The organism is Halorubrum sp. SP3 (genome assembly GCF_005435195.1).
Classification (GTDB): Archaea; Halobacteriota; Halobacteria; order Halobacteriales; family Haloferacaceae; genus Halorubrum; species Halorubrum sodomense.
In genome coordinates, this window is record NZ_SGTU01000823.1 from 1 (window position 1) to 213 (window position 213).

Consider the following 213-nt stretch of genomic DNA (forward strand, 5'->3'; position numbering starts at 1 on the left):
CTGGCGGGACCTACGTCGCGGAGAACTTCGACATCGACACGGTCGCCGTGTTCGCGTCCGACAACGCGTTCGGGCAGAGCGTCGCGAGCAACTACACGCAGGTCTTGGAGAACCAGGGGGTCGACGTGCTGGAGCCGCGGTTCGTCGAGGTCGGCTTCTCCGAGTTCGACGGGCTCTTCGAGCAGGCGGTCTCGGACGGCGCGACGGGCGTCG

General features: G+C 67.6%; 1 protein-coding gene. It reads left to right on the plus strand.

Annotated features, from left to right (window positions below; all coding sequences use genetic code 11):
* On the plus strand, positions 1 to 213 hold a 213-nt coding region (locus EXE42_RS18320; protein ID WP_137707158.1), incomplete at both ends, for an ABC transporter substrate-binding protein.